Genomic DNA, 23,053 nt, shown 5'->3' on the forward strand with positions numbered 1-23,053 from the left:
CGGGTCAGCGCTCGGCGACGGGCAGGATCGTGCGGCTCCTCCCCGGGCGGGGGTACGCCTCGGCCGCGGCGGCCAGCCGGGCGGCGTGGTCGCGTTGCCGCTGCCAGTGGCCGTAGAGGGCGCCGCGCTGGGAGAGGCGGTCCACCTCGCTGATCGTCTCCGGGGCCACGTCGCCCGGCGGCGCGTCCCGCCAGGGGGTGCCCGGCAGCGGCATGAAGGTGTGCGCGTGGATGCGGGCGCCGAGGTCGGCCAGCTCGCGTGCGAGCAGCAGCGACGCGTCGACGTCGGCCCGGTCCTCGCCCGGCATCCCGAAGATCATGTCGACGTTGATCCGGAAGCCCTCCTCGACGCCGAGGCGGACGGCGCGCTTCACCTCGTCGACGCCGTGACCCCGCTTCGCCGCGTCCAGGATCCGGTCGGAGCCGGACTGGGCGCCGACGATGATGTTGTTGTTGGCGCAGTACCGCTTCACCAGCCGCAGCGCCTCCCGGGAGACGTGCTCGGGCCGGATCTCGCTGGGGAACGAGCCGAAGAACACCCGCCCCTCCGGCCCGATCCCCTCCCGGCACGACGCGAGGAGTTCCTCGACCGCGTTCAGGTTCGGCGCGTCGTCCTGGCTGCCGTACGACAGCGCGGTGGGGGTGATGAACCGTACGTCCCGCAGTCCGCGCCGCCGCATCGCGTCGACGTGCCAGCGGACGTTCTCGACGCTGCGGTGCCGGAACCGGGCCGAGAACATGAACGGGGTCTGGCAGAAGCGGCAGGAGAAGACGCAGCCGCGGGTGATCTCGAGGGCGTTGAACCGGTCCCAACGCAGGGAGAAGCCGCGGAACTCGTCGAGCGGCCGGCGCTGCGGGCGCCCGGTCTTCACCACCGCCCCGGTGGCGTCGCGGTAGGCGAGGCCGGGGATGCCGGCCGGGTCGCCGACGGCGTCCACCAGGCGCAGCAGGGTCGCCTCGCCCTCCCCGACCGCGGCGATGTCCCAGCCGGCGTCCAGGGTCTGCACCGGCTCGGCGGTCGCGTGCACGCCGCCCGCTACGTGCGTCACGTTCGGCGCGTTGGCCAGGGCGCGGACCTGGGCCAGCTCGCCTGCCATCGCCTCCGCGTCGGGGGAGTAGAACGACCACAGCACCAGCACCCGCGTCGCCGAGCCCGCCGCCTCCCGGACGTGCGCCGCGGTCGCCTCCGGCGTCTCGCCGAAGCGCACCTCGTACCGCGTCGGGGTCTCGTGCTGCTCCAGCGCCCCGAGCAGCACGTGCAGGCCGTACGTCACCGCCTTGCGGTAGCGCAGCACCAGCACGAGATCAGCCGTCGTCATGGCCACCATCGTGCCAGCCGCCGCGCCGGCCACCGGCGGCGGCCGAGGAGCGGGAGTCGCCACCCCGGCCGGGCCGCCGGGCTCGGCGGGACCGGGAATCGCCGCCCCGGCCGGGTCGCCCGGCGCGGCGGGGAGCACCATGGGTGGCGGCGCGACAGGCAGGAGGCGGCGGATGGTCCGGTGGAGCTGGTTCCGGGAGGCCACCGGCCGGGTGCGGCGGGGCTGGCTCCCGGTGGTGGAGACGACCCTGGCCGCCACCGTCGCCTGGGTGCTGGCCACCCGGCTGCTCGGGCACCCGCAGCCGTTCTTCGCCCCGGCCGCCGCGCTGATCGTCCTCGGTCAGGCCCGGGGCCAGCGGACGCGGCGCGCCGTGGAGGTGGTGCTCGGCGTCGCCGCCGGGGTGCTCGTCGCCGACGTGGTGGTGCAGGCCCTCGGCCGCGGCAGCTGGACCGTCTTCACGGTCATCCTGCTCACCGTCGCGCTGGCGGTGGCCGTCGGCGCGAGCGGCGTGTCCGTCGTGCAGGCGGCCGTCTCCGCCCTGTACCTGGTGGTGGTCGCCCCGCCCACGGAGGCGCTGGTCCCGTTCCGGTTCGTCGACGCGCTGGTCGGGGGCGGGGTGGCCCTCGTCGCGAGTCAGCTCGTCGACGCCCGGCGCCCGCTCGCCCCGCTGGTCGCCGAGTTCCGGCAGACCTTCGAGGACCTGGGCGGGCTGCTGCGCGAGGTCGCCGACGCGCTCGACGCCCACGACGAGACGGCGGCAGTGGCCGCCCTCGACCGGGCCCGGGGCATGGACGCCGCCGTCGAGCGGCTGCGCGGCGGCGTGCTCGCCGCGGGGGAGGCGCTGACCCTGCACGTACGCCGCCGTCAGCACCTGGGCCGGCTGCGCTCGGTGGACTCGTCGATCGGCCAGATCGACTATGCCGTCCGCAACGTGCGGGTGCTCGCCCGGGCCGGGGTCACCCTCACCCGGCTGCCCAGCCCGGCGCCGGCGGAGCTGGGCGCGGCGGTGCGGTCCCTGGCCGCGGCGGTGCACGCGGCCGGCGAGGCGTTCGCCGCCGACCTCGACGGCCGGGACGCCGCCGCCGACGGGCACGCCGCCCGGGCCGAGGCCGCCGCGCTGGACGCCGTCCGGGTCGCCGGTCGGGTGTTCACCTCCGGTCAGACCCTCCCGGTGGCGATGATCGTCGGGCAGCTCCGGGCGACCGCCATCGACCTGCTGCGCGGGCTCGCGCCCGGCGACGACGCCGCCGTCCTCGGCCGGGTCGACGAGGCGCTCGGCCTGCCCGCCGTCTGAGCGGCAGGGCTCAGCCGGCCGCGAGCCAGTCCAGCGCCTGGCGGCGGATCGGCTCCGGCACCTCGTGCCCGCCGGCGAACTCCGCGTACGTCACGTCGTGGCCGAGGTCCCGCAGCCGGGGCGCCAGCCGGCGGCTGCACACGTCCACCGGCAGCACCCGGTCGTCGGTGCCGTGGGACAGGAACAGCCGGGGCCGACCGTGGCTGACCAGGGGCGCGGCGAAGCCGGGGGAGAAGGCCAGCACCGCGTCGGCCAGGTCGCCGTTGGTCAGGCCCAGGGACAGCGCGTACGAGGCGCCGTCGGAGAACCCGCCGAACGCCACCCGGGCGACCGGGTAGCCGGTGAACACGTCCGCGAGCAGCGCGTCGATCCGGCGTACGTCGGTGCCGAACCCCTCGACGATCACGTCCCACGTCGACGCGGTCGCCTTCGGCGCGACCAGCAGCAGGTGGTGCGCGTCGGCCAGCGGCAGCAGCAGGTCCAGCCCCTGACGGGCCGACCCGCCCGCCCCGTGCAGCAGCAGCACCAGCCGGTACGGCCGGTCGTCGGCGCGCTCCGCCGGGGCGTACAGCAGGGCGGCCGGCTCGCCGCCGGGACCGGGCACGGTCACCAGGCCGCGCCGCGCGCGGCTGACCGGCGGGCCCGGACGGGCGGTCAGTCGCCCGTGCCGGTGGTCCTGCGCGGGTTCCCGGTGCGCCGGGGCGGGCTCGGACACTCGCTCTCACCGCTTCTCGGGTCGCGGGACGGTCCACCGCCGGCGGTCGACGGCGACGTCGGTTACCCGCGGGAGGGGCGGATAACCGGCCGGCCGCCGTCCAATGTGCGATCGTCGGCGGGGCCGCGGGCGGGCGGCGAACGACGGGGAGAGAAAGAGGAAACCACGTGCACAGTTCCACCGACGTCACCGGTCCGGTGGCCGCCCCGGCCGTCGCCCGGCCGGTGCTGGCCGCGCGTAACGCCGTGGCGGTCGTGTTCGCCCTCAACGGCCTCGCCTCCGCCGCCTGGTTCTCCAGGGTGCCGGCGGTCAAGGACGCGTTGGAGCTCAGCGCGGGGCGGCTCGGGCTGCTGCTGCTGGCGGCCTCCATCGGGGCGCTGGTGGCGATGCCGACATCCGGGCTGATCACCCAGCGGTTCGGGGCGGCCCGCACCGTGGCGTACAGCACCGCGCTGCTCACGGTGGCGCTGGCGGTCATCGGGCTCTCCGCCGGCCTGGCCGGCTGGCTGCCCGGGGTCGCGGTCGGCCTCTTCGCCCTCGGCTACGGCTCCGGCACCTGCGACGTGGCGATGAACATCGAGGCGACGGGGGTCGAGCGGCGGCTCGGCCGGACGATCATGCCCCGGTTCCACGCGGCCTGGAGCCTCGGCTCGGTGGCCGGCGCCGGCCTCGGCGCGGGGGCCGCCCGGCTCGGGTTCCCGCTCGCCGTGCACCTGGCGGTGCTCGCGGCGGTGGTGCTGGTCGGCACGCTGCTCGCGGTCCGCTCGTTCCTGGCCGCCGCGCCGGCCCCGTCGGCCGACGACCCGAAGCCGGGGGCCGACGCCGCCGCCCGGCGCCGCGCCCAGCTGGCGGCCTGGCGGGAGCCGCGCACCCTGCTCATCGGCCTGCTGGTGCTGGTGGCGGCGTTCACCGAGGGCACCGCCAACGACTGGGTCGCGGTGGCGTTCGTCGAGGGGTACGACCTGAGCGAGGCGGCCGGCGCGGCCGTGTACGGGGTGTTCGTGGCGGGCATGACCCTCGGCCGCACCGCCGGCACGGTGGCGCTGGACCGGTGGGGGCGGGTGCCGGTGCTGCTCGCCACCATCTCGGTCGCCGGGGCGGGCGCGGCCCTCGCGGTGCTGGCGGGGTCCGGGCCGGTGGCGATCGTCGGTGTGGCGCTGTGGGGCATCGGCGCGTCGCTCGGCTTCCCCGTGGGCCTGAGCGCCGCCGCCGACGACGAGGAACGGGCGCCGGCCCGGGTCAGCGTCGTCGCCGTGCTCGGCTACACCGCGTTCCTCGCCGGGCCGCCGCTGCTCGGCTTCCTCGGGGATCACATGGGCATCCTGCGCGCCCTGCTCGTGGTGCCGCTGGTGCTGTTGCCCACCCTCGCCCTGGTCCCGGCCACCCGCCCGCTCAAGCGCTGACCGGCTCCCCGCCGCCGGCCCCGGCCAGCTTCTTCTCACCCGGCTCCCAGCCGCTTGCCAGGTGGCGGTGCTGCACTGGGGCGAACGGGTGAGGAAGGGGGCCGGACATGGGCTGGTTCATCCGGCGAGGGCGCGCCGCCGACGGGACGCCGACGAAGCTCGACCGGGAGGCGACCGCCGACGACCTCGCCGCCCTGGAGGCGTTCGTGCGGACCCGCCGGGGCGTGGAGTTCTACCTGGAGCCCGAGACCACCGCGACCGACACCACCGTGATGGCGATCGCCCACGACGGCGAGTGGATCCGGCGCCGGACCGGGTCGCCCCGGGTCGCCGCGCGGATCGCCCAGCGGCACGCCGTCCCGCTGTACGAGGCCGCGCGCACCGGCTACCCGGAGCGGATGCGGGCCTGGAACCGGGCCCACCCGGAGCGCCGGCTCCGCTGAGCCGCCCGCCGGTCGGCAGCCGTCGGGGGGAGCGGGCGTGGGACGCGCCGTTGACCGGCGGCGCGCGGGTGTGGCAGCATTCGCGGCCTGACGGCAGTGAAGGAAGCCGGTGCGATTCCGGCGCGGTCCCGCCACTGTCACCGGGGAGCGATCCCCCCTCGCGAGTCACGGCCGTGTGTCTGCGGTTGGAAGGCCGGGGGAGAGCGTCGATCCGGGAGCCAGGAGACTTCGGCCGTCGGGACGACCCCAGGGCGTGGACACCCGAGGAGGACCCGATGAGGCGCAGCGTCTCACGTATCGACGACCACCGTCTCCGCCGATCGGCGCGCGGCTGCGCGCCCGCGACCGGTCGCCGGCCCGCTCCGCCGCCCGCCCGCCGCTGAGGTCCGCCCCCCGCACACCGAGGTCCGCGCCTCCGCGCCGTCGCCGAGGCCAGCCCCCCGCCGGGTCCTCGCCCACCCCTGCCCGCCGTCGACCGGCCCGTCGCCCCCGGGCATCACTCTCCGGAGCCATCCGTGCGCATCCTGCTGCTGTCCACCGCCGACACCGACCTGCTCGCCGCCCGCGCCAGCGGCGCCGACTACCGGCTGGCCAACCCGGCCCGGGTCGCCGCCGACGCCGTGCCAGCGCTGCTCGACGGCGCCGACCTCGCCGTCGTACGGCTGCTCGGCGGCCGGCAGGCGTGGCCGGACGGCCTGGTCGCGGTGCTCGCCTCCGGCGTGCCGACGGTGGTCCTCGGCGGCGAGGCGGTGCCGGACGCGGAGCTGATGGCGGCGTCCACAGTGCCCTCCGGGGTGGCCACGCAGGCGCTGGCGTACCTGGTCGAGGGCGGGCCGGACAACCTGGCCCAGCTCGCCCGGTTCCTCTCCGACACGGTGCTGCTCACCGGCGAGGGCTTCGCCCCGCCCGCGCCCACCGCCGCGTACGGGATCCACGGCGACCGCGAGCCGGCGCCCGGCCGCCCCACGGTCGGGATCGTCTTCTACCGGGCGCACACCCTCGCCGGCAACACGGCGTTCGTCGACGCCCTCGCCGACGCGGTCGACGCGGCCGGCGGCAACCCGCTGCCGGTCTACTGCGGATCGCTGCGCGGCCTCGCCCCGGGCGACGGGCCCCTGGAGCTGTTCGCCCGCTGCGACGCGCTCGTCGTCACCGTCCTCGCCGCCGGCGGGACGGTCCCCGCGGACGCGTCCAACGGCGGCGACCCCGACGCGTGGGACGTCGGCGCGCTCGCCGCCCTCGACGTCCCGGTGCTCCAGGCGCTCTGCCTGACCAGCACCCGCGACCAGTGGGCGGCCAGCGACGCCGGCCTGTCCCCGTTGGACGCCGCGATGCAGGTGGCCATCCCCGAGTTCGACGGCCGGATCGTCACCGTGCCGTTCTCGTTCAAGCGGATCGACGCCGACGGGCTGTCGGTCTACGAGCCCGACCCCGAGCGGGCCGCGCGGGTCGCCGGCATCGCCGTGCGGCAGGCCCGGCTGCGGCACGTCCCGAACGCCGACAAGCGCCTCGCCGTCGTCCTCAGCTCGTATCCGACGAAGCACTCCCGCGTCGGCAACGCCGTCGGCCTGGACACCCCCGCCTCGGCGGTGCGCCTGTTCGCCGCGCTCGCCGACGCCGGCTACGACCTGGGCGAGCAGCCGCCGCCCGGCGACGGGGACGCGCTGATCCACGCCCTGATCGCCGCCGGCGGGCACGACGTCGAGTGGCTCACCCCGGAGCAGCTCGCCGCCGCGGAGGCCCGGGTGCCCGGGGAGACGTACCGGCGGTGGTTCGACCGGCTCCCGGCCGGGCTGCGCGAGGGGGTGCTCGCGCACTGGGGCGAGCCGCCGGGCGAGCTGTACGCCGACGGCGGCGACCTCGTCCTCGCCGGCCTGCGCTTCGGCAACGTGGTGCTGATGATCCAGCCGCCGCGCGGCTTCGGCGAGAACCCGATCGCCATCTACCACGACCCCGACCTGCCGCCGAGCCACCACTACCTGGCCGCGTACCGGTGGCTGGCCGCGCCCGTCGAAGAGGGCGGGTTCGGCGCGGACGCCGTGGTGCACCTCGGCAAGCACGGCACCCTGGAGTGGCTGCCCGGCAAGGGGCTCGGGCTGGCCGCCGACTGCGCCCCCGACGCCGTCCTCGGGGACCTGCCGCTGGTGTACCCGTTCATCGTCAACGACCCCGGCGAGGGCACCCAGGCCAAACGCCGCGCCCACGCCGTCGTCGTCGACCACCTCGTCCCGCCGATGGCCCGCGCCGACACGTACGGCGACCTGGCGAAGCTCGAACAGCTCCTCGACGAGTACGCCACCGTGCAGGCCCTCGACCCGGCCAAGGTGCCGACCGTCCGGGCGCAGATCTGGGAGTTGGTGCGCGCCGCCGAGCTGCACCACGACCTGCACACCGAGGACATGCCGGCCGCCGACGACTTCGACGACTTCGTGCTGCACCTCGACGGGTACCTGTGCGAGGTCAAGGACGTGCAGATCCGCGACGGGCTGCACGTCCTCGGCGGCGCGCCCGCCGGCGAGGCCCGGGTCAACCTGGTCCTCGCCGTGCTGCGCGCCCCCCAGGTGTGGGGCGGCACCCGTGCGCTGCCCGGCCTGCGCCAGGCCCTCGCCGCCGCGTACGGCCTCGACGAGCAGGCGTTGCTCGCCGCGCCGGGGCAGCGGGTCGCCGTGCCCGCGGCGCTGGCCGAGGCGGTGGACGGGCCCGCCGCCACGGCCGCCGACGCCGTCGACCTGATCGAGGGGCTGGCCCGCCGCCTCGTCGTCGGCATGGAGACCCTCGACTGGGACGCCGACCGCGTCGACGCCGTCGTCACCGAGGTCGCCGGCCGGGCGATCCCCGACGCCGCCGACGTGCTGCGCTTCGCCGCCCGGGAGGTGGTGCCCCGTCTCGCCGCCACCACCGACGAGGTGGACCGGGTGCTCGGCGCCCTCGACGGCCGGTTCGTGCCGCCCGGCCCGTCCGGCTCGCCCACCCGGGGCGTGGTCGACGTGCTCCCCACCGGCCGCAACTTCTACTCCGTCGACCCGAAGGCGATCCCGTCCCGCAACGCGTGGGACGTCGGCGTGGCCCTCGCGGACTCGCTGCTGGCCCGGCATCTCGCGGACACCGGCGAGTACCCCCGCTCGGTGGGGCTCACCGTGTGGGGGACCAGCGCCATGCGCACCCAGGGCGACGATGTCGCCGAGGTGCTGGCGCTGCTGGGCTGCCGGCCCACCTGGGACGACCGGTCGCGCCGGGTCACCGGCGTGGAGGTGGTGCCGCTGGCCGAGCTGGGCCGCCCCCGCGTCGACGTCACCGTCCGCATCTCCGGGTTCTTCCGGGACGCGTTCCCGCACGTCGTCGCGCTGATCGACGACGCCGTGCGGCGGGTCGCCGCCCTCGACGAGCCGGCGGCGGACAACTTCGTCGCCGCGCACGTCGCCGCCGACGTGGCCGAGCACGGCGACGAGCGGCGGGCCACCGCCCGGATCTTCGGCTCGAAGCCCGGCGCGTACGGGGCGGGGCTGCTGCCGCTGATCGACGCCCGCAACTGGCGCACCGACGCCGACCTCGCCGAGGTGTACGCCGTCTGGGGCGGCTACGCGTACGGGCCGGGGCTGGACGGCCGGGAGGCCCGCGTCGACATGGAACGCTCCTTCGCCCGCATCGCCGTGGCGGTGAAGAACCAGGACACCCGCGAGCACGACATCGTCGACTCCGACGACTACTTCCAGTACCACGGCGGGATGGTGGCGATGGTCCGCCACCTCACCGGGACGTCCCCGGCCGCCTACGTGGGGGACTCCGCGATGCCGCACGACGTGCGCACCCGCACCCTCGGTGAGGAGACCCGGCGGGTGTTCCGGGCCCGGGTGGTGAATCCGAAGTGGATCGCCGCGATGCGCCGGCACGGCTACAAGGGCGCGTTCGAGCTGGCCGCCACCGTGGACTACCTGTTCGGCTACGACGCCACGGCCGGCGTCGTCGACGACTGGATGTACGAGCACCTCGCCGCCGCGTACGTCTTCGACCCCGGGACGCGGGAGTTCCTGGAGCAGTCGAACCCGTGGGCGCTGCGCGGCATCGCCGAGCGGCTGCTGGAGGCCGCCGACCGGGGGCTGTGGACCGCACCGGACCCGGAGACCCTCGACCGGCTCCGCGAGACGTACCTGGCCACCGAGGGCGACCTGGAGGACCGGGCATGAGCTTCCCGTTCTCCGCCGTCCTCGGCATGGACGACATGCGGCTGGCCCTGCTGCTCAACGCCGTCTCCCCGGCCATCGGCGGGGTGCTCGTGCGGGGCGAGAAGGGCACCGCGAAGTCCACCGCCGTGCGGGCCCTGGCCGCGCTGCTGCCCCCGGTCGACCACGTCGCCGGCTGCCGCTTCGCCTGTGACCCGGCCACCCCGGACCCGGGCTGCCCGGACGGCCCGCACCCCGCCGACCCGCCCGCCGAGCGCCGCCCGGCCCGGCTGGTGGAGCTGCCGGTCGGCGCCGCCGAGGACCGGGTGGTCGGCTCGCTCGACCTGGAGAAGGCACTCGCCGAGGGGGTGCGCGCCTTCGAGCCCGGCCTGCTCGCCGCCGCCCACCGGGGCGTGCTCTACGTCGACGAGGTCAACCTGCTCCACGACCACCTCGTCGACCTGCTTCTGGACGCCGCCGCGATGGGCCGCAGCCACGTCGAGCGGGAGGGCGTGTCGGTCAGCCACGCGTCCCGGTTCCTGCTGGTCGGCACGATGAACCCGGAGGAGGGGGAACTGCGCCCGCAGCTGCTGGACCGGTTCGGCCTCACCGTCGAGGTGGGCGCCAGCCGGGACCCGGCGGTCCGGGTGGAGGTGGTCCGCCGCCGGCTGGCCGCCGACGCCGACCCGGCCGGGTTCGCCGCCCGCTGGGCCGACGCCGACGCCGAGGTCGCCCGGCGGGTGGCCGCCGCCCGGGGCCGGCTCGACCGGGTGCTGCTGCCCGACGGCGCGCTGCGCCAGATCGCCGAGGTGTGCGCCGCGTTCGACGTGGACGGGATGCGCGCCGACATCGTCACGGCGCGTACCGCGATCGCGCACGCCGCCTGGCAGGACCGGACGGTGGTGACCGCCGAGGACGTCCGGGTCGCCGCCCGGCTGGCCCTGCCGCACCGCCGCCGCCGCGACCCGTTCGACACCCCCGGGCTGGACGAGCAGCGCCTCGACGAGGCGCTGCGCCGGGCCGGCGAGGACGACCCGGACGCCGACCCGCCGTCCGGCCCGGACGGCGGCGGCCCGGACGACGGCCCCGACGGCGGCGGCCCGGACGGCGGTGACGCCGGGGGCGCGGGCCCCGACGGCAGCGGGACCGGCCCCCACAGCGGTGCCGGGCCGGACTCCGGCGAGCCCGGTCCTGCCGGGCGGGACTCGGATGCGGCCGGCGACGCCCGGCAGGATCCCGCCCGACCCGGCGGCCCCGGGCAGGACGACGACACCGGCCGGCCCGGCGGCCCGGCGCCCGACAGGCAGCCCGTGGCCGTACCCGAGCGGGGGCTGCGGGCCCGGCTGCTCGCGGCGCCCGGCGTGGGCGACGGGGTGCCCGGCCGGCGCTCCCGCGCCCGCACCGGACGGGGCCGGACCACCGGGGCGCGAACCCCGCTCGCCGGCCGGGCCGCGGCGCTGCACCTGCCCGCGTCCATCCGGGCCGCCGCCCCGCACCAGGCCGCCCGCGGGCGGCACGGGGGCCCGCTGCGGCTGCACCCGAGCGACCTGCGCGAGGCGGTGCGCGAGGGCCGGGAGGGCAACCTCGTCCTGTTCGTGGTCGACGCGAGCGGGTCGATGGGCGCCCGGCAGCGGATGTCCGCCGTCAAGGGCGCCGTGCTCGCCCTGCTCACCGACGCCTACCAGCGGCGCGACAAGGTGGCCGTGGTCGCGTTCCGGGGCGCGGGCGCGCAGACCCTGCTGCCGGCCACCTCGTCGGTGCTGGCCGCGTCCGCGCGGCTGGCCGAGTTGCCCACCGGCGGGCGTACGCCGCTGGCCGAGGGCCTGCTCGCCGCCGCCGAGCTGCTGCGCGTGGAGCGGCTGCGCGACCCGCGCCGGCGCCCCCTGGTGCTGGTGCTCACCGACGGGCGGGCCACCGCCGGCCACCGCCCGCTAGACCGGGCCGCCCGGGCGGCGGCCGTGCTCGCCGCCACCGGCGCCCCGTGCGTCGTCGTCGACTGCGAGTCCGGCCCGGTGCGCCTGAACCTGGCCCGCCGCCTGGCCACCCACCTCTCAGCCCGCTACCACCCCCTCTCCTCCCTCACCACCCCCCGCGATCTTGCACTTGTTGCCCAGGCGAAACGGGTGGAAACGGTCAGATGAGGGGCCCAAACTGCAAGATCGCCAAGAAGAGGAAGAAGAAGGGGAGGGGGCGCTGATGCCGCAGGGGAAGCCTACGTACGTGCCTGGCGACGGGCTGACGACGCGGCAGCGGCGTAACCGGCCGCTGCTGATCGTCCACACCGGCCAGATGAAGGGGAAGTCGACGGCCGCGTTCGGGCTCGCGCTGCGCGCCTGGACGGCGGGGCTGCCGGTCGGGGTGTTCCAGTTCGTCAAGAGCGCCAAGTGGCGGGTGGGCGAGGAGAACGCCTTCCGCGCCCTCGGCGAGGTGCACGAGCGCACCGGCCAGGGCGCCCCGGTGGCCTGGCACAAGATGGGCGAGGGCTGGTCCTGGATCCAGCGCGGCGGCGAGGCCGACCACGCCGCCGACGCCCTGGAGGGCTGGCGGCAGATCCAACGCGACCTCGCCGCCCAGCGCTACGGGCTCTACGTGCTGGACGAGTTCACGTATCCGATGAAGTGGGGCTGGGTGGACGTCGACGAGGTGGTGCGGACCCTGGCCGACCGCCCCGGCTTCCAGCACGTGGTGATCACCGGCCGGGACGCGGACCCCCGGCTGGTCGAGGCGGCCGACCTGGTCGCCGAGCTGACCAAGGTCAAGCACCCGATGGACGCCGGCCAGAAGGGCCAGAAGGGCATCGAGTGGTGACCCCGACACCCCCCGCCGTCCCCCCGGACGAGCCGGTGTCGCTGCCCCGCGTGGTGGTGGCCGCCCCCGCCAGCGGGCACGGCAAGACCACCGTGGCCACCGGGCTGCTCGGCGCGCTGCGCCGCCGCGGCCTCACCGTCAGTCCGCACAAGGTCGGCCCCGACTACATCGACCCCGGCTACCACGCGCTCGCCGCCGGCCGGCCCGGCCGCAACCTCGACCCGTGGCTGGTGGGCGAGGAGCGGGTCGCCCCGCTGCTGCGCCACGGCGCCACCGTCCCGACGCCCGCCGACATCGCGGTGGTCGAGGGCGTGATGGGCCTGCACGACGGGGCGGTCGGCCGCGGGGCGTACGCCTCCACAGCCCACGTCGCCCGGCTGGTGGCCGCCCCGTCGTGCTGGTGCTGGACACCACCGCCCAGGGGCGCTCCGCCGCCGCGCTGGTGCTCGGCATGCGCGCCTTCGACCCGGAGGTGCGCATCGGCGGGGTGATCCTCAACCGGGTCGGCTCGCCCCGGCACGAGGCCCTGCTGCGCGACGCGCTCGCCGAGGTGGACGTGCCGGTGCTCGGGGCGGTCAGCCGCGCCGAGGAGGTCGCCGCCCCGTCGCGGCACCTCGGCCTCGTCCCGGTCGCCGAGCGGGCCCCGGAGTCGGAGGAGATCGTGGCCGCCCTCGCCGACCTGGTCACCGCCACCGTGGACCTGGACGCACTGCTCGACCTGGCCCGCAGCGCCCCGCCAATGACCGCGCCGGCCTGGGACCCGGTCGCCGCCGTCGGCGGCCCCGCCACCGGCGCCGGACCGACCGTCGCGCTCGCCGCGGGCGCGGCCTTCACCTTCTCGTACGCCGAGACGGCCGAACTGCTCGCGGCGGCCGGCGCGACCGTGGCCCCGTTCGATCCGCTGCGCGACCCGGCGCTGCCGGCCGGCACCCGGGCCGTGGTGATCGGCGGCGGCTTCCCCGAGGCGCACGCCGAGGCCCTCGCCGGCAACGCGGCGCTGCGCGCCGAGCTGGCCGCCTTCGACGGGCCGGTGGTCGCCGAGTGCGCCGGCCTGCTCTACCTGGGCCGGTCCCTCGACGGCGTGCCGATGTGCGGGCGGCTGGACCTGACCGCCCGGATGACCGGCCGGCTCACCCTCGGCTACCGGCAGGCCGTGGCCGCCGCCGACTCCCCGGTGACCCGGGCCGGCGAGCCGGTACGCGGGCACGAGTTCCACCGCACCGTCACCGACCCCGGCCACGGCGACACCCCGGCGTGGCGCTGGGACGACCGGGCGCACGGCTTCGTCGACGGCCGGGTGCACGCGTCCTACCTGCACGTCCACTGGGCCGGCCAGCCGCTGGCCGCCCGCCGCCTGGTGGAGGCGTGCCGGTGAGCGCCCCGACGGGTGCACGCACGATCCTGACCGGAATCGGCGTGGGACCGGGCGACCCGGAGCTGCTGACCGTCAAGGCGGTCCGGGTGCTGCGCGAGGCGGACGCGGTCTTCGTCCCGGTCATGGCCGACGGGCCCGGCCCCGACCCGGGGGCCGCCGTCGGGGCGGACCCGCGGGCCGGCGACGGCGTCGGGCGCGCCGAGGCGACCGTGCGGGCGTACGTGGACGGCGGGCGGGTGCGACGCCTGCCGTTCGCGCTCGACGACCGGGGCGGCGTCACGCCCCGGCGGCGGGCCGCCTGGGACGCCGCCGCCCGCGCCGTCGTCGACGCCGTCGACGCGGGCGCGACGCGGATCGCCTTCGCCACCATCGGCGACCCCAACGTGTACTCCACCTTCGGCTACCTGGCGCAGGGCGTGCGCGCGCTGCGGCCGGCGGTCGAGGTCGAGACCGTCCCCGGGATCACCGCCATGCAGGACCTGGCCGCCCGCAGCGGCACGGTGCTCTGCGAGGGGCGCGAGCCGCTGACCCTGCTGCCGGCCACCGCCGGGCTCGCGTTGTTCGCCGACGCGCTGGCCGGGCCGGGGACCGTCGTCGCGTACAAGGGCTGGCGGCGGCACCCGGAGCTGGTCGAGGAGCTGCGCCGGCAGGGCCGCCTCGACGACGCCGTGCTCGGCCGGGCACTCGGTCTGCCCGGCGAGCGGATCGGCCCGCCCGCGCCGGACGACGACGACCTGCCGTACCTGTCGACGCTGCTCGTCCCGGCCCGCCGGGAGACCAGGGGAGGAAAGCTATGACCACCGCGGAAACGACCACGGGGAAGGTCTGGTTCGTCGGGGCCGGGCCGGGCGCCGCCGACCTGCTCACGCTGCGCGCCGCGCGGGTGATCGGCGAGGCGGACGTGGTGGTCTGGGCGGCCAGCCTGGTGCACGCCGACGTGCTCGCCCACGCCCGCCCCGACGCCGAGATCATCGACTCGTCCGAGCTGCCGATGGAGGGCGTGCTCCCGCTCTACGAGCGGGCCGCCGCGCAGGGCCTGACCGTGGCCCGGATCCACTCCGGCGACCCTGCCCTGTGGGGCGCGGTGCAGGAGCAGCTCGACCTGTGCCGCGCGCTCGGGCTGGCCGTCGAGGTGGTGCCCGGGGTGTCCTCGTTCACCGCCGTCGCGGCGCTCGTGGGCCGGGAGCTGACCATTCCCGAGGTCGCCCAGTCGGTGATCCTCACCCGCCTGGAGGGCGGCAAGACGCCGATGCCGGCGGGGGAGCGGGTCCGCGATTTCGCCCGCCACGGCACCACCATGGCGCTGTTCCTCTCCGCCGCCCGCTCCGGGCAGGTGCAGGCCGAGCTGCTGGCCGGCGGCTACCCGGCGGACACCCCGGCCGTGGTGGCGTACCAGGCGACCTGGCCGGACGAGCTGGTGGTGCGCTGCACGGTCGGCACCCTGGCCGACACCGTCCGGGAGCACAAGCTGTGGAAGCACACGCTGTTCCTGGTCGGGCCGGCGCTGGGCGCCGCCGGCACCCGGTCGCACCTGTACCACCCCGGGCACTTCCACACCTTCCGCCGGGCCGAGCCGACCGCCCGCGCCGAGCTGCGCCGCCGCCGCGCGGACGCGGGCCGGCCGGGCGGGGAGGCGGGCCGGGCGACCGAGGAGGCGGGCCGGCCCGCCGGGGACGCGGGCCGGCCGGCCGGCGACGCCGGGGCGCCCGAGCCGGCCCGGTGACGTACGCCGAGCCGCCGCTGCGCGAGCCGGACCTGCCGCGTACCGCGAAGGTCCGGCCCCGCGCGCTGCGCACCGGCTGGACGACCGGCGCCTGCGCGACCGCGGCGGCGAAGGCCGCCGTCACCGCGCTGGTCACCGGCGTGCCGCAGCGGCAGGTCGAGATCGGGCTGCCCGCCGGCCGCCGGGTGAGCTTCCCGGTCGAGCGCTGCGAGCTGGCCCCGCCGCCGGGCACGCGCGCCGAGGCCGTGGTGGTCAAGGACGCCGGGGACGACCCCGACGTCACCCACGGCGCCCACCTGACCGCCACCGTCGAGTGGCGGGACGAGCCCGGCCTCGACCTCGGCGGCGGGCCGGGCGTCGGCACCGTCACCAAGCCCGGCCTCGGACTGCCCGTCGGCGGCCCGGCGATCAACGAGACCCCGCGCCGGATGATCGGTCAGGCCGTCGCCGAGGTCGTCGACCTGACCGAGGTGGGCGTGCGGGTGGTGATCAGCGTCCCCGGCGGGGAGGTGATGGCCCGCAAGACCACCAACCGGCGGCTCGGCATCCTCGGCGGCATCTCGATTCTCGGCACCACCGGCATCGTCCGGCCCTTCTCCACGGCGTCCTGGCGGGCCAGCGTCGTGCAGGCGGTGCACGTCATGGCCGCCCAGGGCGAGCGGACCGTGGTGCTGTGCACCGGCGGGCGCACCGAGCGGGCCGCCCGCGCGCTGCTGCCCGAGTTGCCCGAGGTCTGCTTCGTCGAGGTCGGGGACTTCACCGGCGCGGCGGTCACCGCCGCCGTCGGCGACGGCATGACCGGGGTGGTCTTCGTCGGGATGGCCGGCAAGCTGGCCAAGCTCGCCGCCGGCGTGCTGATGACCCACTACACCCGGTCCAAGGTGGACCTGTCGCTGCTCGGCGCGGTCACCGCCGAGGCCGGCGGGGAGCCGGGCCTGGTGGCCGAGGTGGCGGCGGCCAACACCGGCCGGCACGCGTACGAGCTGTGGGAGGCCGTCGGGCTGCTGCGCCCCGCCGGCGATCTGCTCTGCCACCGGGTACGCCAGGTGCTGCTGCGCTTCGCCGGGCACGCCGTCGACGTCGACGTGGCGATGGTCGACTTCGCCGGGGACCGTCTCGTCGCCTCCTCCGGGCGGTGGGCCGCGTGACCGGCCAGGGCACGACCTGCCCCGTCGTCGTCGTCGGCGTCGACGCGGCCGGCGCGCCGGCGTACCCCGCCGCCGTCGCCGCGCTGGCCGGGGCCCGGCTGGCCGTCGGCGCGGCCCGGCACCTCGCCGCGGTCACGCTCCCCGACGGCTGCGCCACGGTGGCCCTCGGCCCGCTCGCGCCCGCGCTGGACCGGCTCGCCGCCGCGGTGGCCGACGGCGTCCCGTCGGTGGTGCTGGCCAGCGGCGACCCGGGACTGTTCGGCATCGTCCGCCGGCTGCGCGCCGACGGGCTGCCCGTGCGGGTGCTGCCCGCCGTGTCCAGCGTGGCCGCCGCCTTCGCCCGCGCCGGCCTGCCCTGGGACGGCGCGGCGGTGGTCAGCGCCCACGGCCGGGACCTGCGGCCCGCGCTCAACGCGGCCCGCGCGCTGCCGGCCGTCGCCGTGCTCACCGCGCCCGGCGCCGGGGCCGCCGAGATCGGCGCGGGCCTGGTCGGCTGGCCGCGCCGGCTCGTCGTCGCCGAGCACCTGGGCACCCCGGCCGAGCGGGTCACCGAGACCACCCCCGCCGAGGCCGCGGCCGCGACCTGGGCCGACCCGCACGTGCTGCTCTGCCTCGCCGACGCGGCCGGCGATCCGGCCCCCACCGGAGCCGCCGTCCCGACCGGAGCCGCCGCCCGTACCGTGGCGGCGAGCCCGGCCGGCGGGGCGCGGGCGGACAACCAGCCGGCCGCCGCCCCGGCGGGTGGCTGGGCGCTGCCCGAGGACGCGTACGCCCACCGCGATTCCATGATCACGAAGGCGGAGGTCCGGGCCCTCGCCGTGGCCCGGCTGCGCCCCCGGCTCGGCCGGCTCGTCTGGGACGTCGGCGCCGGCAGCGGCTCCGTCGGCGTCGAGTGCGCGCTGCTCGGCGCGGCCGTCGTCGCGGTGGAGCGCGACCCGGACGCCGTGGACCTGGTCCGGCGCAACGCCGCCGCGCACGGGGTCGACGTGGGGGTGGTCGCCGGGGCGGCCCCGGCGGCGCTCGACGGGCTGCCCGACCCGGACGCCGTGTTCGTCGGCGGGGCGGCCTGGACGTGCTCGCCGCCGTCGCCGCCCGCGAACCGGCCCGGGTCGTGGTGACCCTCGCCGCCCTGGACCGGGTCGCCCCCGCACTGGCCCTGCTGCGCGAGCGCGGCTACCGCGCCGACGGCGTCCAGCTCTCCGCCGCCCGCCTGGCCGACCTGCCCGGCGGGTCGGTGCGGCTGGCCGCCACCAATCCTGTCGTCGTCCTCACGGGGGAGCATCCTTGACCACGATCCGCATCGGACTCGTCGCGGCCACCGCCGCCGGACGCCGGCACGCCCGAACCGTCGCCGACGCCTGGCCGCACGCCCGCCTCGTCGAGGCCGACACCGTCGGCGACGCGCTGCGCGCCGCGTTCACCGGGTACGACGCGGTGGTGGCGTTCCTGGCGACCGGCGCGGTCGTCCGCGTCCTCGCGCCGCTGCTCGGCGACAAGCGCACCGACCCGGCGGTCGTGGTGGTGGACGAGGCGGCCCGGCATGCCGTGGCGCTGCTCGGCGGGCACGCCGGGGGCGCCAACGCCCTCGCCGCCGAGGTCGGCGCGCTCCTCGACGCCCGGCCGGTGGTCACCACCGCCACCGACGCGGTCGACCTGCCCGGCCTGGACACCCTCGGCTGGCCCGTCGAGGGGGCGGTCGCCGCCGTGAGCCGGGCCATCCTCGACGGCGAGCCCGTCCGGCTCGCCGCCGACGCCACCTGGCCGCTGCCCGCCCTGCCCGACACCGTGCGGCCCGACGCGCCCGCCGCCGCGTACCGGCTGCTGATCACCGACCGGGTGGTCCCGACGGACGCGCGGACCGCCGTGCTCCGGCCGCCGTCGCTGGTGGTGGGGGTGGGCGGCAGCCGGGGCGTACCGGCCGCCGAGGTGCGCGCCCTGCTGGAGCGAGTGCTCGCCGACGCCGGGCTGAGCCCGGCGAGCGTGCGCGCCCTGGCCAGCGCCGACGTCAAGGCCGACGAGGCGGGCATCCGCGCGACCGCCGACGCGCTCGGCGTACCCCTGGTGACGCACCCGGCGGCGGACCTGGCGGCGGTCGACGTGCCCAACCCCAGCGAGGTGGTCCGCGCGGCGGTCGGCACGCCCAGCGTCGCGGAGGCCGCGGCGCTGCTCGGCGAGCCCGGCCGGCGCGCCACCGCGGAGCTGGTGGCGCCCAAGACCGCCTCGGCGATGGCCACCGTGGCGGTGGCCCGGCACGCGCCGCGCGGCCGGCTGGCGATCGTCGGCCTCGGCCCCGGCGCGGCCGACCTGCGCACCCCGCGCGCGGTCGCCGAGCTGCGCCGCGCCGCCGTGGTCGTCGGCCTCGACCAGTACGTCGAGCAGGTGCGCGACCTGCTGCGCCCCGGCACCCGGGTGCTGGCCAGCGGCCTCGGCGCGGAGGAGGAGCGGGCCCGCGCGGCCGTGGCCGAGGCCGCCGCCGGGTACGCGGTCGCGCTGATCGGCTCCGGCGACGCCGGGGTGTACGCGATGGCCAGCCCCGCCCTGGAGTACGCCGACGACCGGATCGACGTGGTCGGGGTGCCCGGGGTGACCGCCGCCCTCGCCGCGGCGGCGCTGCTCGGCGCGCCGCTCGGCCACGACCACGCCTACCTGAGCCTGTCCGACCTGCACACCCCCTGGGAGGTCATCGAGCGGCGGGTCGCCGCCGCCGCCGAGGGCGACTTCGTGGCGCTGCTGTACAACCCGCGCAGCCGGGCCCGGGACTGGCAGCTCGACGCCGCGCTGCGCGTCTTCGCGAAGCACCGCCCGCCGGAGACGCCGGTCGGCGTGGTGCGCAACGCCAGCCGCGACGGCGAGCGGGTGCGGCTGGCCACCCTGGCCACCTTCGACGCCGCGACGGTGGACATGTACAGCGTCGTGGTCGTCGGCAGCAGCCGGACCCGGATCGTCGCCGGCCGGATGGTCACCCCCCGGGGATACCGGTGGCGGGACTGACCGGCCCGGCCGGCGTCGCGCCCGCCCCGGTGGCGCCCGTCGTGATCGGCGCCTGCCAGGGCTGCGGCGCCTGCCTGCTGACCTGTCCCACGCACGCGATCCGGCCGACGCCGGCCGGCCTGCGGGTCCGGGCGGACCGCTGCACCGGCTGCCTGGAGTGCCTGGAGATCTGCCCGGTGGACGCGATCCGCGTCGCCGGCACGGACCGACCCGAAGGAGTCCGATGAGTTCGACCACGGTCAGCGCGGCGCCCCCGGCGGGCCGGTGGAGCCGCGCCGAGCGGTTACGCCTCGGCGGCATCGTGCTCGCCGTCGCCGTGCTGCACGTCGCCGGCTGGAGCCTGTACCTGTACTGGAACGGCCAGCCCGCGGCGGCCGGCGGCCTGGCCGGGGCGGGCGTCCTGGCGTACACGCTCGGGGTGCGGCACGCCTTCGACGCCGACCACATCGCCGCGATCGACGACACGACCCGGCTGATGCTGCTGCGGGGGCGCCGGCCGGTCGGCGTCGGCTTCTTCTTCGCCCTCGGGCACAGCGCGGTGGTGCTGCTGCTCGCCCTGGTGGTCGGGTTGGCCTCGGCCAACCTCACCGGGCCGGGCCTCGAGCGGGCACGGGAGGTGGGTGCGACCGTCGCGATCGTCACCGCCACGCTGTTCCTGGCCCTGGTCGCCGCGCTCAACGCCGTGGTGCTGGCCGGCCTGGCCCGGCTGTGGCGGCGGCTGCGCCACGGCGACCTCGACGAGCGGGAGCTGGACCTCCAGCTGCTCAACCGGGGGCTCATGCAGCGGGTGCTCGGCTCCCGGGCCCGCTCCCTGGTCCGCTCCTCGTGGCACATGGCGCCCGTCGGCTTCCTGTTCGGCCTCGGCCTGGAGACGGCCAGCGAGGTGACCCTGCTCGCCCTGTCCGCCAGCACCGCCGCCGCGGGCGGGCTGCCCGTGCTGGCCCTGCTCACCCTGCCGCTGCTGTTCGCCGCCGGGATGTCCGCGATGGACACCGCCGACAGCCTGCTGATGAGCCGGGCGTACTCGTGGGCGTACCGGCAGCCCGCCCGGCGGCTGTACTACAACCTGGCCACCACCGCGGTCACGGTGCTGGTCGGCGCGCTGGTGGCCAGCGTCTACCTGGCGGGCCTGCTGGTCGACCACCTGGGGGTGTCCGCCCTCGCCGGATACGCGGCGGTCGCCGACCACTTCGAGCAGCTCGGCTACGCCGTCGTCGCGGTGTTCGCCCTCGCCTGGGCGGGCGCGGTCGCGCTGTGGAAGCTGCGCGGCTACGACCGCCGCTACGGCCCGGCCGGCCCGGCCGCCGCCGGTGCCTCCGGCGGCGAGACCGGCGCGGACGGCGTCGGCGTGGCGGGGGAGCGCCGGTGAGCCGGGTGGTGCACCCCATCGAGCAGGAGTCGTACGCGATCCTGCGCTCCCGGGTCGACCTGTCCGGCCTGCCGCCGCTGACCCGCGCCGTCACCGAGCGGGTGGTGCACGCCAGCGCCGACCTCGACTACGTGACCGACCTGGTCTGCGACGAGGCGGCCCTCGCCGGCGGGCTGGCCGCGCTGCGCGCCGGCGCGCCCGTGGTCACCGACGTGGCGATGGTCGCCGCCGGGATCACCCGCACCGGCCTGGACCTGGTCTGCCCGATCGCCGAGCCGGCCGCCGCCGCGCTGGCCCGCGAGGCGGAGATAACCCGCTCGGCGGCGGCCGTCCGGCTGGCGTACGACCGGGTGGGCCCCGGCGCGGTCTGGGTGGTCGGCTGCGCGCCCACCGCGCTGTTCGAGCTGATCGCCCTGGATGTCCGGCCGGCGCTGGCCGTCGGCCTGCCCGTCGGGTTCGTCGGCGCCGCCGAATCCAAGGCCGCGCTGCGGGCCAGCGGCCTGCCCGCGGTCTCCAACGTCGGCGAGAAGGGCGGCTCCGCCGTCGCCGCCGCCGCTGTCAACGCCCTGCTCTACCTGGAGGAGTCGCCATGAACCCGGCCCCGGATCCCCGGACCCCGCTGCTGCTGGTGGGGCACGGCACCCGCAGCGAGGCCGGGGTCGACCAGTTCCTCGCGCTGGTCGAGCGCATCCGCCGACGCGCCGCCTTCGACGACGTCGAGGGCGGGTTCATCGAGCTGTCCCGCCCGCCGCTGACCGACGCGGTCGGCGCGCTCGTCGAGCGGGGACGGCGTCGGCTGGTGGCCCTGCCCCTCGTCCTCGCCGCCGCCGGCCACGGCAAGGGCGACATCCCCGCCGCGCTGGCCCGGGAGCGGGCCCGCCAGCCGGGGCTGACGTACGCCTTCGGCCGGCCGCTCGGCCCCCACCCGCTGCTGCACGAGTCCCTGGAGCAGCGCATCGACGACGCGCTGGCGGGCGACGACCGGGCGGGGACGTGGGTGGCGCTGATCGGCCGCGGTTCCACCGACCCGGACGCCAACGCCGAGGTCGTCAAGGTGGCGCGGCTGCTGTGGGAGGGGCGCGGCTACGCCGGGGTGGAGGCGGGCTTCATCTCGCTCGCCGAGCCGTCGGTGCCGGCCGTGCTGGACCGGCTGCGCCGGCTGGGCGCCCGCCGGATCGTCGTCGCCCGTACTTCCTGTTCGCCGGGGTGCTGCCGGACCGGATCGCCGCCCAGTCGGCGGAGTTCGCCGCCGCCCATCCCGACCTGGACGTGCGGGTCGCCGGTCTGATCGGCGACTGCGACGCCCTCGCCGACCTGGTGCTGCTCCGGCACGCCGAGGCGCTGCGCGGGGACATCCGGATGAACTGCGACACCTGCGCGTACCGGGTGGCGCTCCCCGGCTTCCTCGACAAGGTCGGCCGGCCGCAGACCCCGCACGACCACCCCGACGATCCGGTCGGCGGCCACGCCCACCACCACGACGGCGACGCCCACCAGCACGACCACGGCGGGCATTCGCACGCCCACGACCACCACCACGGGCCCGACCACGAGCCGGTGCTGCGCCCGGGGCAGGTCGCCGTCGTCGGCGGCGGGCCCGGCCCCGACGACCTGATCACGGTACGGGGCAGGGCCATGCTGGACGCGGCGGACGTGGTGGTGACCGACCGGCTCGCCCCGCGCGGCCTGCTCGACGGGCTGCGCCCCGGAGTGCTGGTGGTGGACGCGGCGAAGGTGCCCCGGGGTCCGTCGATGGGGCAGGACGCCATCAACGACACCCTCGTCCGGCACGCCCGCGCCGGCCGGCGGGTGGTACGGCTCAAGGGCGGCGACCCGTACGTCTTCGGCCGCGGGCACGAGGAGGTGCAGGCGTGCGCGGCGGCCGGGGTGGAGACCGTCGTCGTCCCCGGGGTGACCAGCGCCGTCGCGGCGCCCGCCCTGGCCGGCGTCCCGGTGACCCACCGGGGCGTGGCGCACGAGTTCACGGTCGCCTCCGGGCACCTGCCGCCGGGGCACCCGCAGTCCCTGGTCGACTGGGCCGCGCTGGGCCGCGCGCGGGGCACCCTCGTGCTGCTCATGGCGGTCGACACGATCGACAAGATCGCCGCCGCGCTGGTCGAGCACGGCCGGGCGCCGGACACCCCGGCCGTGATCGTCGAGGACGCCGGGCACCCGACCCAGCGGGCGCTGCCGTCCCGGCTCGACGAGGTCGGCGCGCTGGCCGCCGGGGTGGGCGTCCGGCCCCCGGCGGTGTTCGTGATCGGCCCGGTGGCCGCGCTGGACTGAGGAGAGGAGGGGTCCCCTGT

At 77.6% G+C, this 23,053-nt stretch carries 15 protein-coding genes, 3 pseudogenes and 1 riboswitch; of the genes and pseudogenes, 16 read left to right on the forward strand and 2 right to left on the reverse strand.

Annotated features, from left to right (window positions below; translation table 11 throughout):
- Positions 1-4 precede the first annotated feature (4 nt).
- Positions 5-1,318, reverse strand: coding sequence for a TIGR04013 family B12-binding domain/radical SAM domain-containing protein (locus tag JD77_RS24895; RefSeq protein WP_145776413.1), 1,314 nt, complete (start codon positions 1,316-1,318; stop codon positions 5-7).
- Here JD77_RS24895 and JD77_RS24900 point away from each other — a divergent pair.
- Positions 1,317-2,612, forward strand: a complete 1,296-nt coding sequence (locus tag JD77_RS24900) for an FUSC family protein (protein WP_246140917.1) — start codon at positions 1,317-1,319, stop codon at positions 2,610-2,612. The two genes, JD77_RS24895 and JD77_RS24900, sit on opposite strands and share 2 nt — an antisense overlap.
- Before the next feature lie 10 nt (positions 2,613-2,622).
- Here the strand turns inward: JD77_RS24900 and JD77_RS24905 are convergent, their stop codons facing one another.
- Positions 2,623-3,327, reverse strand: a complete 705-nt coding sequence (locus JD77_RS24905) for an alpha/beta hydrolase (RefSeq protein WP_145776414.1) — start codon at positions 3,325-3,327, stop codon at positions 2,623-2,625.
- 167 nt (positions 3,328-3,494) lie between these two features.
- Here JD77_RS24905 and JD77_RS24910 point away from each other — a divergent pair, with 167 nt between their 5' ends.
- The 15 genes and pseudogenes from JD77_RS24910 to cobA all read left to right on the forward strand — a co-directional run bounded on the left by JD77_RS24910 (position 3,495) and on the right by cobA (position 23,033).
- The gene (locus JD77_RS24910; RefSeq protein ID WP_246140919.1) at positions 3,495-4,730 is read left to right on the forward strand and encodes an MFS transporter; all 1,236 of its coding nucleotides are present in this window, start codon (positions 3,495-3,497) and stop codon (positions 4,728-4,730) included.
- 107 nt (positions 4,731-4,837) lie between these two features.
- Positions 4,838-5,173, forward strand: coding sequence for a hypothetical protein (locus tag JD77_RS24915; protein ID WP_145776415.1), 336 nt, complete (start codon positions 4,838-4,840; stop codon positions 5,171-5,173).
- Positions 5,174-5,272: 99 nt separating this feature from the next.
- Positions 5,273-5,402, forward strand: a riboswitch (cobalamin riboswitch).
- A gap of 286 nt (positions 5,403-5,688) precedes the next feature.
- Entirely contained in the window at positions 5,689-9,357 is a 3,669-nt protein-coding gene (gene cobN, locus JD77_RS24920; RefSeq protein ID WP_145776416.1) for a cobaltochelatase subunit CobN, read from the forward strand.
- On the forward strand, positions 9,354-11,474 hold the full coding sequence (locus JD77_RS24925) for a putative cobaltochelatase (RefSeq protein WP_145776417.1): 2,121 nt from the start codon (positions 9,354-9,356) through the stop codon (positions 11,472-11,474). Before cobN ends, JD77_RS24925 begins: the two co-directional genes overlap by 4 nt.
- Positions 11,475-11,529: 55 nt before the next feature.
- Complete coding sequence (gene cobO, locus JD77_RS24930) at positions 11,530-12,141, forward strand: cob(I)yrinic acid a,c-diamide adenosyltransferase (protein ID WP_145776418.1); 612 nt, start codon at positions 11,530-11,532, stop codon at positions 12,139-12,141.
- A 223-nt stretch (positions 12,142-12,364) separates the two neighbouring features.
- On the forward strand, positions 12,365-13,516 hold the full coding sequence (locus JD77_RS24935; RefSeq protein ID WP_246140921.1) for a cobyrinic acid a,c-diamide synthase CobB: 1,152 nt from the start codon (positions 12,365-12,367) through the stop codon (positions 13,514-13,516).
- Positions 13,513-14,313, forward strand: a complete 801-nt coding sequence (gene cobI / locus JD77_RS24940) for a precorrin-2 C(20)-methyltransferase (RefSeq protein WP_246140923.1) — start codon at positions 13,513-13,515, stop codon at positions 14,311-14,313. The genes JD77_RS24935 and cobI overlap by 4 nt, the downstream gene beginning before the upstream one ends.
- Entirely contained in the window at positions 14,310-15,239 is a 930-nt protein-coding gene (cobM, locus tag JD77_RS24945; protein ID WP_145776419.1) for a precorrin-4 C(11)-methyltransferase, read from the forward strand. Before cobI ends, cobM begins: the two co-directional genes overlap by 4 nt.
- Complete coding sequence (locus JD77_RS24950; protein ID WP_145776420.1) at positions 15,236-16,387, forward strand: cobalt-precorrin-5B (C(1))-methyltransferase; 1,152 nt, start codon at positions 15,236-15,238, stop codon at positions 16,385-16,387. The genes cobM and JD77_RS24950 overlap by 4 nt, the downstream gene beginning before the upstream one ends.
- A pseudogene (gene cbiE / locus JD77_RS24955) lies at positions 16,375-17,675 on the forward strand (precorrin-6y C5,15-methyltransferase (decarboxylating) subunit CbiE). Before JD77_RS24950 ends, cbiE begins: the two are co-directional and overlap by 13 nt.
- Positions 17,672-19,378, forward strand: a complete 1,707-nt coding sequence (gene cobJ, locus JD77_RS24960) for a precorrin-3B C(17)-methyltransferase (RefSeq protein ID WP_145776421.1) — start codon at positions 17,672-17,674, stop codon at positions 19,376-19,378. The pseudogene cbiE and the gene cobJ overlap by 4 nt, the downstream one beginning before the upstream one ends.
- Positions 19,366-19,631 (forward strand): annotated as a pseudogene (locus JD77_RS24965) (4Fe-4S binding protein); the annotation flags it as partial. The gene cobJ and the pseudogene JD77_RS24965, both read left to right, overlap by 13 nt.
- A gap of 63 nt (positions 19,632-19,694) precedes the next feature.
- The gene (locus JD77_RS24970; protein WP_425463597.1) at positions 19,695-20,747 is read left to right on the forward strand and encodes a HoxN/HupN/NixA family nickel/cobalt transporter; all 1,053 of its coding nucleotides are present in this window, start codon (positions 19,695-19,697) and stop codon (positions 20,745-20,747) included.
- Positions 20,744-21,340 (forward strand): precorrin-8X methylmutase, encoded by a 597-nt coding sequence (locus tag JD77_RS24975; protein ID WP_145776423.1) that lies wholly within the window; start codon positions 20,744-20,746, stop codon positions 21,338-21,340. The genes JD77_RS24970 and JD77_RS24975 overlap by 4 nt, the downstream gene beginning before the upstream one ends.
- Positions 21,337-23,033: pseudogene (gene cobA / locus JD77_RS24980) on the forward strand (uroporphyrinogen-III C-methyltransferase). Before JD77_RS24975 ends, cobA begins: the two are co-directional and overlap by 4 nt.
- Positions 23,034-23,053: the final 20 nt, after the last annotated feature.

It is taken from the genome of Micromonospora olivasterospora (assembly GCF_007830265.1).
Lineage (GTDB): Bacteria > Actinomycetota > Actinomycetes > Mycobacteriales > Micromonosporaceae > Micromonospora > Micromonospora olivasterospora.